The sequence below is a fragment of the Novipirellula aureliae genome (assembly GCF_007860185.1).
In the GTDB taxonomy this organism is placed as follows: domain Bacteria; phylum Planctomycetota; class Planctomycetia; order Pirellulales; family Pirellulaceae; genus Novipirellula_A; species Novipirellula_A aureliae.
On sequence record NZ_SJPY01000006.1, the window covers coordinates 605,804 to 617,463 of the forward strand.

General features: G+C 50.7%; 12 protein-coding genes. 9 read left to right on the forward strand and 3 right to left on the reverse strand.

The window, feature by feature from the left end:
• Positions 1–379 precede the first annotated feature (379 nt).
• The 3 genes from Q31b_RS20035 to Q31b_RS20045 are packed head-to-tail and all read left to right on the forward strand — an operon-like array spanning position 380 to position 4,101.
• Positions 380–3,454 (forward strand): hypothetical protein, encoded by a 3,075-nt coding sequence (locus tag Q31b_RS20035; protein ID WP_146601397.1) that lies wholly within the window; start codon positions 380–382, stop codon positions 3,452–3,454.
• Entirely contained in the window at positions 3,454–3,705 is a 252-nt protein-coding gene (locus Q31b_RS20040) for a hypothetical protein (RefSeq protein WP_146601398.1), read from the forward strand. Before Q31b_RS20035 ends, Q31b_RS20040 begins: the two co-directional genes overlap by 1 nt.
• A complete protein-coding gene (locus tag Q31b_RS20045) occupies positions 3,706–4,101 on the forward strand; it encodes a hypothetical protein (RefSeq protein WP_146601399.1) in 396 nt (131 codons plus the stop codon).
• Here the strand turns inward: Q31b_RS20045 and Q31b_RS20050 are convergent.
• The gene (locus Q31b_RS20050) at positions 4,098–5,495 is read right to left on the reverse strand and encodes an ATP-binding protein (protein ID WP_197171907.1); all 1,398 of its coding nucleotides are present in this window, start codon (positions 5,493–5,495) and stop codon (positions 4,098–4,100) included. The genes Q31b_RS20045 and Q31b_RS20050 overlap by 4 nt on opposite strands.
• Before the next feature lie 667 nt (positions 5,496–6,162).
• Here Q31b_RS20050 and Q31b_RS20055 point away from each other — a divergent pair.
• From Q31b_RS20055 to Q31b_RS20080, 6 genes are all read left to right on the forward strand, one after another.
• Positions 6,163–6,906, forward strand: coding sequence for a hypothetical protein (locus Q31b_RS20055; RefSeq protein ID WP_146601400.1), 744 nt, complete (start codon positions 6,163–6,165; stop codon positions 6,904–6,906).
• A 359-nt stretch (positions 6,907–7,265) separates the two neighbouring features.
• On the forward strand, positions 7,266–7,586 hold the full coding sequence (locus Q31b_RS20060; RefSeq protein ID WP_146601401.1) for a hypothetical protein: 321 nt from the start codon (positions 7,266–7,268) through the stop codon (positions 7,584–7,586).
• Positions 7,583–8,971, forward strand: a complete 1,389-nt coding sequence (locus Q31b_RS20065) for a tyrosine-type recombinase/integrase (RefSeq protein WP_146601402.1) — start codon at positions 7,583–7,585, stop codon at positions 8,969–8,971. Before Q31b_RS20060 ends, Q31b_RS20065 begins: the two co-directional genes overlap by 4 nt.
• A 5-nt stretch (positions 8,972–8,976) precedes the next feature.
• On the forward strand, positions 8,977–9,534 hold the full coding sequence (locus tag Q31b_RS20070) for a hypothetical protein (protein WP_146601403.1): 558 nt from the start codon (positions 8,977–8,979) through the stop codon (positions 9,532–9,534).
• A 1-nt stretch (position 9,535) separates the two neighbouring features.
• Positions 9,536–9,748 carry a hypothetical protein gene (locus tag Q31b_RS20075; protein ID WP_146601404.1) on the forward strand — a complete coding sequence of 71 codons (213 nt, stop codon included), beginning with the start codon at positions 9,536–9,538 and terminating at the stop codon, positions 9,746–9,748.
• A 14-nt stretch (positions 9,749–9,762) separates the two neighbouring features.
• Positions 9,763–9,975, forward strand: coding sequence for an excisionase family DNA-binding protein (locus Q31b_RS20080; protein ID WP_146601405.1), 213 nt, complete (start codon positions 9,763–9,765; stop codon positions 9,973–9,975).
• Positions 9,976–10,243: 268 nt separating this feature from the next.
• Here Q31b_RS20080 and Q31b_RS20085 read toward each other — a convergent pair whose 3' ends face one another.
• Together Q31b_RS20085 and Q31b_RS20090 are read right to left on the reverse strand one after the other, a co-directional pair.
• A complete protein-coding gene (locus Q31b_RS20085; RefSeq protein WP_146601406.1) occupies positions 10,244–10,483 on the reverse strand; it encodes a hypothetical protein in 240 nt (79 codons plus the stop codon).
• Between the two features lie 197 nt (positions 10,484–10,680).
• A partial coding sequence (locus Q31b_RS20090; RefSeq protein ID WP_231617713.1) for a hypothetical protein occupies positions 10,681–11,660 on the reverse strand: 980 nt, incomplete at its 5' end.

Below are 11,660 nucleotides of genomic sequence, written 5' to 3' on the forward strand. Positions count from 1 at the left end.
AAACGATCCCACGACCACTTCCACGTGGAAAGAAACCCGACAACCAGGTTGTCGGGTTTACAGTCACACCGCCCAAACGATCCCACGACCACTTCCACAGCCCCCCCAAAACGACACGGCAAAACACGATGCAAAACGGACCAAACCACTCATACCCCGGCAAACAAAGCGGGTCCTCCTGGGGGGTGGGGGGTGCCGATTGCGGGTAGCCTTCCGAAGGCCTCTCGCTGGCACAAACGAAAAAAAAGACCACCACCACAACGTCACATTGTTTCCACCTAACCCCAGAAAACACGATAAAAACGCATCCTTAGCGTGCAAGGTGCGACATTTTGCCACGGCTAGCTTAGCCAACTCCTTTTTTTGAAAGAATTGAACCATGTCAACGAAAGTTATTGTTGAACTTACCCCCGACGAAGAAAAAGTGCTCAATGCGTTCCGGCGCGTTCAGGCCGCCGATGAAAAGACCCGTTCCGGACTGAAACAAACGGGCGATGTGGGGGCTCAGGCTGGGAAGACATTGGGGGATTCTTTCATCAAAGGTGGAATCGATGGCACCAAATCGGTATCGAGGCTAATCGCCGAACTAAAGCGGTCCGGTGATGTGGGAAAAAGTGTCGGCGGGCAACTCGACAAACATCTTTCGGACATTGGGGTCGGGGGCAAGCGGTCGATCGAGCAAATCATTGCTTCGATCGAGCGATTGCAACCCGAAGTGGCCGAGCGAGCCAAGCAGATGTTGACGGAGTTTCGCAAAGCGGACCAGGCATCGAAGTTCGAGGCGACTCGAAAGGAACTTGAAGGCCTGGGTGGCGACTTCCGTTTGATTGGCGTTGAAATTCGCAAAGCCACTGATGAGCCGTTAGTGAACGCGAGAAAACGTGCAAGTGAGATTGTTGATAAACTTCGGGCGATTGACCCAACGAAGGCGGAAGCGATCGCAACCGCGATGGAAAGGGCCGACAAGTCAATCAGCGACTCCCGGCTTGAATCGTTCGTTGGACAGCTCGCAAAAGGGTCAAAGGAAGCCCAGCAGTTGGCATCCCTACTGGGCGACAAGCTTCGTTCTGCCTCGTTGGATGCAGAGGGCGGCGTAGACGGGATCGCGCAAAAGATCATTGCCCTACGTCCCGAGATGAAATCGACAGTCGATACGTGGCGAAAGGAGATGGCGGAAGCCTCCAAGTTTGGTGAGGGGCAATATGAAAAAGTGTTGAACTCGTTGCGGCGTGGCGATTCGGTCAGCAAACAAGTTGCCGAAAAAATGAAGCAGCATTTGCTTGATGTTGGAAAAGTGGTTGAGCCATCGTTTGAGGACATGATTCGGCCACTCGAAAAGCTTGATCCTAAAATGGCCGCAGAGGCCAGGCGGATGCACGCACACTTTGACGGTATCAAAGACAAGTCGAACAACACATTCAAGTCCGCAGGGGCATTTGCATTAGAAGAGATTGCGGCTATCGGAACCGCGTATCTCGGTTTACAGGAGCTTGTTGGACTTGTCAGCAAGGCAATGGAGGACCAAAGACAAAGGTTGGTTGACGCATCGGAGGGTCACCGATCCTTCGCGACGGCCCAACAGGAAGCGTTTAAGAACCTGTCGACACTCCCATCGCAACAACAAGTGGAAATCCTAACAACTGGGGTCAAACAAATCGCGATGGATGAAGGCATCGCGGATTTGGCTTCAATCGCAAAAGGATTCGGTGATGTGCGATCGGCAGGGGCAAACGTTCCGCAGATGTATGATGCAGTCGGAACAAGCGCGAAGATCAATGGACTGACTCAAGATCTAATTGATGAAGTCGCTGTTGGGCTTTTTGACGTTATGAAGGCAACGGGAATCAACAACGCCAAACAGTCGGCCAACCTAGTGCTTGCGATCGGTAGCGAGGCGAAGATCAAGGACCCAGGTAAGCTTGTCGAAACGATGGCTCCGATCGCTAATGCGGGAGCCAACGCGGCAGATCCACTACGGCGGTCCGAAGCCGCAACCGACGCAATGGCCTTGGGAGCGGCACTGTCGAAAGCAGGAGGAGACGACAAAGGAGAATCGACTCGAACCGCCACGATGGCATTGGTCGGACGCGTGGACGCGTTTTTCGACAGAATTAAGTCTGAGTCACAGGACGCAAACAAGGCACTTGCGAGTCTGAGGCAAGAGAATCCACTCTCGGAGGCACAACAACTACAGCTTGAACAGTTGCGGACAAAGAGTGCGAGCAAGGACCTAACCGATTCCACAATTACGACCCTTGAATCCAAGCTTTCCGAGATCCAAGCGACTCAGGATCAGCAATCGCTCTATGGTGGCGGATCAGACTTCGAACGAACAAAAACGGGCCAACGAAAACGGGAGCTGAAAGAGGAACTTTCGACCGCCTACGCGAATAGGTTTACGGACGAAGATGCAGCAAAGCTTGCCGACTTCGAAGCAAGGCTAGAAGCCTCTGAGCAAAAGTTTCGCACTGAAGTTTCAAAACTAAAAAGCAAAGTTGCCAAAAATGAAGCGTTGAAATCGGTCCCACTGGGGACCCCCGGCGAGCAGGTTCTAGCATTTCGAGGCCGCCCAGAGCTTCAAGCAGAATTTTTGCAAGAGCGATTCGGCGAAGAGCGGTTCCGCCCAGGAATTGACAAACTTATCCGTGGCGGACAGACGCTTGCTGATTTTGAGCAAGCTCGGCAAACCGCGAGTGAGAACCGCGGAAGCGACAGACTATTTCAACAGCAGCTTTACAATAGTCGACACGGAACATCACACGTTGAAGAGGCAACGTTTCAACGTTACTCGGAAGCCGCTGCGGCCATCCAGAACACCTTTTCGGCTGGAGCCGCATTGCAAGGTTCTATTCGAAAATCCGGAGCGAAGACTCTTCGGGAAACACGTTCACCAGGACTGCAGGGGTTCGGGCAGTCTCTCAGTGAAATCGGCATCGACGAACCGGCAATGATGGGCTTGATTGGTGGGACCTTGAAAGGATCGGCAGGGTTGGAGGAAGGGTTCTCTCTATTCGAAAAACTCACTGATCGACTGAAAGACTTGCGGCGTGACGGTGTGACCAACGATGAAGCCCCCATGGTAGACCGCGTTGAAATGGACATCGAGAATCTGTTTCGCAGGATGCAATCACGGGCGGTGCGAGATGCGAATCCGGAAGAGTTGGAGAATACCTATCAGCGAGCGCACCGTTTAGCCGGTTTGATTCGCAACAACGGCACTACAAACCTACCAGCGGTCCGTGAGAACTCGGAACTGTATTTGCGTATGGAAAAATTGCTAGCGGATCAACTTCGCATGCAAAGAGAAACACTTGATGAGATGAAGCTGTTGAGAGAGACAAACGAGCAGTCGACCGAAGCGAACAAGAAGACCGAAAAGAACACTCGGTTGAACAAGCCGACTGCAGCCGGTGCTCAGCAAACCTTGGCAACCCGATCACCAGGAGCATCGTAATGAAACAGGCTCAAAAAAGTGTCTTGCAAACTCTCGCAAATGGAATGCAAGAAACAGCAGACCAGATTGAAACAATCGGCGCAAGAGGAGTTGAAATACGGGAGTTCCTAAATTGTCAGTTTCCCGAGCAATCACCCGAGATCGTGCAGCTTGTTTCCGGCATGGATCGCCTGGGCAAAGCGTTGGTTGTCGCAATGCATCAAATGCGAACGGTTTCCGCATTGGCTCAAGAGTCAGCAACAGGAGAGTAAATGCATCGTTACCCAGGCGAGACGACGCGTATGAAGTCGGCCGAAGTAGACGCCTTGATGCGTTTACACGGTTGGTCGTTTGACGATGCTTGCCAGTTGGTTGCATTGCATCCTCATCACTATGCAGCGGGTGAAACTCCGTTGCAGTGGTTACCGACGCCTACGGACATCGAGAGGAGTACTCTACAGATGCAGGCGGGCGAGATCAATTGCGGTAGAAATTCACAGAAGCCGTGGGAGACGCTCGACAACGGATTGACCGACGAAGACAACTTCGCAACTGCCGGGAAACTGCCGGACGATGTATGCCAGTCGCCGTCGTGGTTGTGCTTGGATGGGACTTGCTTGGGAACAGACAATGACTTCATTTTGGTTGAAGATTGTGAGGATTCCTAATCTGGGAATAGCCTGGGCTGGGTTTCCTTTTGCTCGAGTTTCCGCCGAATGAATCGATTGAATAATGGAACAGAAAAGCAGTACTTCCCGAGCCTATTCTTGTAGATCAATCCTTTTTCAATCAGGCGAGGAAGCATCTGACTGACGTCGCCAGGAGTAAAACTTTTTATCCTATCTGTTGCCTTGGATCCCTCAACAATGTCAATAATTGAGAACTCTTCTTCTGACTCAGGAAGGCTTGAAACGCAGTACAGCAAGTCTCTCTGGCGATCCGTCAGCGTTTCCCAGCGGCCTGCAAAAAAATCGGTATCCAGCTTTCGAACAATTGAATCAAGCGGAATAGTAAGGTCGTCTGGATTTGCCTTTAAATGGTCGAATGTTTCGCGACAAATGAATTGAATGAAGTATGGGTATCCATCGGACGTCTTTATGATCTGTTCCACGCCGGCCTCAGTGAAAGAATACGCATTTCCTTTCGTTGGAACGGAAATCGCGTCTCTCGAATCCTCCGGCGTCAAACGCCCAAGTTCCTGAATTGTGAACATTCTCTCGGCGTACGTGCGAGACTCGACTAGTCTTGGAAACAGTGTTGGCAAGCCCGTTAACAGGAGCAGGAATCTACAACCTTTGCGTTGAAGTGATTGGAAAGTTTCCAGCATCACCGCCAGTGGATACTCTTCCTTTGAGTCTCGATCTTGCACTACCTGGGCTTCATCGTAAGCAAACACAATTCCTTCGGTCGTCTTTGAATTCACCACGACCGTTTTCCACACAAATTCCAAAGTGGCTTTGAGTTTGTCAGCCGTGAGGCCCGGTTGGAGTTCAAAAAACTGCCAAAGAAAATTGTAATCCATCCGCTGTGTGTTCGGTTGACTTGTGAACCCCAAGCTGCCCGATTCAGCAGCGAGGGCAGCGGTTGAAGTGAAAACCGAGAGATCCGTAAGCAGTCTTTGGCAAAACTTTGCTTCGCTCAGAAAAGACGATTCCGAAAAGTCGGAACCTACCCATACCCAGCCTTTGTCCTGGGCGGCAGGTTTGTACTTTCCGTCCATCAGTACGGTTTTCCCTGTACCGCGTAGCCCGGTGAGAATCACGTTTCTCATCACCGTTTCTTGATCTAGGAACTTGGAGAATTCTGCGATCTCTGAGTCCCGTCCTGCTAAGAATGGAGGGGGGTGTCCTGCACCAGGAGTGAAAGGATTCTTATCGGAATGTTTGCCTACCACATTTTCGCTCAGCTTACGGGGAGTTATGAAGACATCTAAGATTATGCATGGGCATAAGATTATGGCAATGCATAATCGACAATGATTCTTTTTTTTTGTGTTTTTCGTTTTGGTGTTTGCTTTTGCTATCGTGTCGGAGATACCGCGATGGCGGAAGCTCGCTGCCATCGCTGTGACTTGATTTCGGCAGCTTTTAGCAGGAGGCAACAGGACCGCCTAAGTTCTTGCTGAATTTTGGCTTAGAGCAAATGACGTACGGAATACTGTTTTTTTTAATTGGAGAATTGTGAACAATTCATTCCCAAAACAGTCGATATAGGACCCTGGATGATTCTATTCATATAAAATAGATTACCGGCCACGATAGAAAAGTTGACATCGTGACTGGTTTTGCGGCACATACAACAATGAGGTGATTTGTGACGAACGAAGCTCTCAGAGAACTAATCAAAAGCCCTGCTGTTGCAAAGCAATTGCTATCTAAACTGACTAAGATTTCTCAGGGGATTCAGGTCGTAGAGATTCAAACGGCAAATGGTCGCACACGGAAACTTCGCGCTGCAAGACTTGTAAAGCAGGGTGATAAGCTTCGTGTTAGCCGTGAGTCCGACTGAGATTTTTTTGAATGAACATCGCGTTTCCGGCTTTTTTGCTGATCCTACTTGTAATGCCGGGCGTGGTTTACCGGCAGCATCGTTTTCGGAGAACTATTTATCGCGAACGAGTCACGGTAACCGACGAAATCGGACTGAGCATTTTCACGGCTGTTTGCTTTCAAACGCTTTGGTTTTTCGTTTGTAACCTACTGTCCCCGCTAACACATCTTCACGTTGATTTGAAATCAGCAATCGTTCTTCTCTCTGGACGATTTGGAACAACAGACGAAAGCTTTACGGAGGCAGTCCACGCAATTTCTGACCACCCTGTCGCTGTTGCAAGTTACTTTGGATCGTTGCTTTGCTTTGCGTATGCCTCTGCATTTGTTTGCCGCTATACCGCCGGTCCTTGGCGAAAAGCAAAGGCGAGTTTTTTTATAAAGTTCCACGAATGGCTCCCGGGCGTTTGTGTGCCACATGAAGGCCACACAAAAAGAAGCGTCCTTCATCTTTCCGATTCAATTGACGAACGTGATGACCATTCAGATGATCCAGCCGGTCGGCGTTACGGCCAGTGGTTACGGTCGTGTGAATTGCCTGAATCTGAAACGGATGTTCTTGGTAATCACGCAGTGATGTTGATTGTCGCCGCCGTTATTGAAATGGGTGGAACACCGTTTTTATTTAAGGGAATCTTGGACAAGGCTTACTTTGGTCCTGATGGCGAGCTCGAGCGTTTAACGATGTTATTTCCGCAACGTCGCGTTATTGAAGCGACAGAAATAGGCGGAGAAACGGAACCAGCGAGCGACGGAATGACAGCAGCAGAACAACTGGAAACGGATGGAACGTACTATCCTGTTCGGGGTGACGCACTTATCCTTCGAATGTCAGAGATTAAAACTTTGAACTTCTGGTATTTCGTTCTAATGCCACCAGACAATGAAACTCCCGAGGAATCGGAAGTTGCCCACGTTACTTAGTCCTGACCCCAAGACCATGAACTTTGCAATCTTCACAACCTCCTGAGCACGATTGCCAGGGAACAAAAAGAATGCACTTGACTCCAGTCCCGCATCGCGGCAAACTACACAAATCGTTGGTTGTCGATTGGGCGTAGTAACCCAATCGACTTGACCGTGGGTGTCTTCTCTGACCTCCGGTGACAGCGCCACCACTAACCTTCACGATTATCTGAGAATGACCAAGCCCATCAATTCGGGAACCATCGAAGCATCGAGCCGCCCAGGCGGGGAGCAACGAGACGTTCGACACGGTGTTAGTGCCGTGTTTACTAACCGGGTTGGTGGGCTTTGTTATTTACTATCGGAGCACCTCCCCTATGTCGTTTCCCACTCGCATTGCAGCGTCACGGGTAAACCGTGATGCGTTGGCTGATGTTGCCAACCATTCGCTAGCCCGTTCCATCGAACACGCCACAGGCGGCCGGCTACGAGTTAGGTACGCCCACGAAATCGACGACGGCGATGATCTTCGTTTCTACTCAGCCCAGCTCGATGGCGATGAGGAACAGTTCATCATTTACATTGACGGCAACGATGGAGCAGTCGCGGAGCGTCTCGCAAGAGAACTTCGCAAGATTGCAAATCGTTTTTACCGTCTATCTAAAATTGTGGCCGGCGAAGGGGGGGGACAATTATGAACAGCAATGAACAAACCGGTGGACTGTACGATGGGTTAGAGCCTACCTTGGATAATCTGCATCTATTCACGATTGGGACAAAAAATCAGTTGGCCAGGCGTAAAAAGCTTGGTGTCTCGGGATTAAGAAAAACGATACGATCGATTGAAGCCGCATTTGAGTCGGTTTTCTTACGACCGATGCAATTAGAGGACATTAACCCAGACGTGGCGATGATGCTTGTGAACCGTTGGAAGCGTGAAGGAATGTCACTAGACATGTTGCATCGGCGGCACGAATGGTTCCGCGACCGAAATGCTACAGCAGTTGCACTCGGCTGGTCTAAAAGCCAAGACTTCTCTGGAATAAACATTGGTCGTTCCGAGGCTTGGCAAGCAAGTAGGCAGGCTGTTCCGGTTCCCAAACCATTAAAAGGCAGTCGAACAAAATCGAAAACGACGATGCCGCTGCTCGATTTCCTGAATGAACACTATCGACCAACTCGATTAGTGGGAAAGTCAATAAACACAGTGCGACTATACCGGCATTCGATCAACGCCTTTTCTCGATGGCTTGGGCGGGCAGCCGTCTTGGGTGATTTGAACAATAAAACGGTGTCAGACTTCTTGTATTGGTCGCTGGAAAACACAGAACTAGCGGCAGCGACGGTGGAAAAGGACCGTTCACAGCTTTGCGTGTTGTGGACATTTGCGGCGAAGCGAGGCTGGTTGAAGGAGTTCCCCGAGATCAATGCGATACCGTGTCCCAAGCGAGTACCAGACGCATGGTCAGACGATGAAATGGTTCAATTGATGGAAGCCTGTGAATCGGCACCGGGACGGATCGGGAAAGTTGATGCAAACAAATACTGGCCTGCGCTCGTGAGCTTTATTTACGACACTGGGGAACGCATCTCTGCAACGTTAGCCTTGGAGCGACAATACCTCGAAGCGGATGGGTGGGTCACAATTCGCGGCGAACATCGAAAAGGGAAGACTCGTGACAAACGTTTTCGACTTCGACCAATAACGTTGGAACGCATCGATTCGATTAAGGTGTTCGGTCAAAAAAATGTTTTCTTTTGGCCATACAACTACGATTACATTTTCACCAGATTCGGGAAGATTCTCGAAACGGCTGGACTGCCAAATAACAGACGCAATAAGTTCCATAAGATAAGGAGAACGACCGCCAGTAATTTTGAAGCTGCTGGCGGCAATGCAACGGCGCTTCTTGATCATTCGCATCGTCGAACGACTTTGGCCTATTTAGACCCCCGTGTCATCAAAGAAACTCACCCAGCCGACATCGTGCCGGGTATCGGTGAGACAACGATCGAGTCTGGAAAAGACGATTCGCTTGTCGATGATTTCCGAGAGTTCTTGCAATCACGAAAGCCGAGGTGATGACGATGACAGAACCATTATCACTTTACGATTGGACAGACAAGGAGCAAGGTTGCTTAACGGAAAATCAAGAACGGATCCAAAGTGCGGTAGAGATGCTCGCAGAAATCGAAAGCGGCGATCCTCGATTTATGATCGTCCTAGCCTCGGCAAGGATCGACGCAGCATTGATTGATTTGTTTTCTGCCTATCGAGAGGGCCGGAAAATGCCAGGGGTATTCCATCGGCGATCATCGGTTGCCTTGGAATGCGGATTGATTGACCGTGGATACAATCGTTTCGCGCAGCACGTTCGGACGATAAGAAACCGTATCGTTCATGGAACAACGCGGGCCAGTTCATTGAGCGAACAACCATTGGCGTCATTCGTTCGAAAGATCCACGACGAAACTTCGATCATTCCGGTATGGCCCGACGGTCCGATTGCGCCCGAGGACGATTTAACAAGGTCCGTTTACGCATCAATGCTTGCTGGTGTCGTCGCGATTGAACTAGATTTCTTTGACGAAGCAGGAAAGCTGGTTTCAAAAGGATTTCCAAGCCTGCTGAGGCACTGTTTTTGAAATGGCTACGAAATCACGAGTTTGGAAGCCAACAGCGGACGAGAGAATCGGCTGGGACCATCCCTACATCAAAATGACGAAGCAAGCTCCAGGCTATTTGGTTCAAGAGTTGTTTGGCTACGCGGATACAACTTGGGAAAAGTGGCTCGCCAAGAATGGAGCGTTGTGGATTTCAAGAAATCGAAAGCCGTGGATTTTGTTGGACGAACTTTAATCATCGAACAAGAAATGACGAAACCGCATCGTGATGATACCGACGACAGCCACCAGCTATTGACGTATTCGGACGCTGGGCGAATCGCAGGCGTCAGCAAAACGACAATCGGAAAGTGGGTCAAGATTGGTGTGCTGCGATCCGTTCCGATGCCAGGCAGCAAGCGAAGGCGAATCAAACGGGCGGTGATGATGCGGTTTCTACATTCGCTCGATGAGCAATGTTAAGAACCTACCTTGGGTAACTGGGTGCGGTTTTTTCGTTAGCGGAGTCAACAGGGATTGCCGAACAACCGAAAGCACTGGAGGCATTTTGGAAAGACGGTAATTACCGTTTTGCGACAATCGCGTTTTGCAATAATACCGCAAAACGCTATCAAATCACGATAAACCGTAAAAAGCCTTGCGAAGTGTTAGGGGTAGCGATATGATGCGTAAAACACGGGGTAAAATGCTGAAAACTAGTTGGCTGAAAAACTCGTTCACACCGCGGAGGTCACAGATTCGAATTCTGTATCGCCCATTGTTCCTCATTGTCAGGAACACGCACAACACCGCTGGAACCGTCATTTACGATGGTTTCAACGGTTTTTTCTTGCGCCCGCTCAGCCGATGCTTGCTCAGGATTACCCGAAACGGCGTCAGACTGGTGCGCTTTGGTGCCCGTCGCTCCATCGCGGATTGCCCGCTGGCTGGGAGCAGAGGTGCGTTCTCGAGCAGAGGGACAGAGCATCATTTTAGGTGAGGCAGTAACACCTCGAGCAGGTTACGTCGTGATTTTTGCTCTGCCTATTGCACCTGATCGTCAAGAATCATGCATGGGAACCAGGGAGATAGGCTTTTTCCCTCGGAATGGCCGTATTGGGTGCGTACCTTCATCCTGGGGCAGCTCAAAGAGCGTCACGAAAAGAAGGAAAATCGAAGAAGGGACGCTCAGTCCGGGAGCGTCAATAGCTCGCGGGCGCGGCGGCGGAGATGGTAGCGGCGGTGCGTGCGGTGACAACGCATCGAATCGACACTCTCGGGGCGTCCAGCAATGCTGCAGAACAATTTCCCAAAGTCCTTCACCAGTTCGCACCAAGTCGCTTGCTCGAGTCCCAACCGAACCAAAATCGGTGGTGCAGCCGAAGGCGTCACTCCGCGTTTGCCCGGCGCCACTTGCCGAGCCGTCCAATCGAGTAGCTTCAAGTAATCCACGAGTGAAATTGGTAAGAAGCCTTTATCACTACATCGCTTGCCGCTATCGCTAGCACAGGGACCTACGGGATCAAGCTGCTCATCGATCGACAGAGGTGCCAAGAAAGCATCCGGCTTGTCTTCGCTTGGTGACTCGCTTTTCATGGCCTTGATTCGTTTTTGCACCGACGTATGATCGCTCTGCTCCAGCGTTTCCGCCATCGCGGCACGAATCAGGTTCAAATCCACGTAAGCGGCACAGGCCAGCAGGGATGCTTCGTCCGTCAATCGAGTTGCACGGTAGCGATCTTGGAAGAACCGGCCCGACTCCTGTTCCTCGCGATTCGCTCGCATCGCAACGCGTTGGCACAACAGCCGCATCCACCAACTGAAACTGCTCAGCCGCTCGCGGATTTCTTGGCATTTGATTGGACAACCAGCGATCGATTTGAGTTCTGGCTCGCTTGGCGGCAAAGGCGACCCGTCGGATTTGCGGCGGTGTGGACAGAGCATCAACCAGCGCCGAGCCACCTCCCTATCGCTCCAGGTCGCCACCAGATCGGGCCGCGATCTTAGGATCAAGTGGAGGTGGTTGTCTAGTATTGAAAAAGCTAGCAAATCTAAAGAAAAAAATTCCGCAAGCTGTTGCAGATACTTTTCGATCCAGATTTTCCGGTGGTCGAAGTTTTTGCCGGACACTTGGTCATTTCCCATCAGGAAACAGCGTCGGCAGGTCC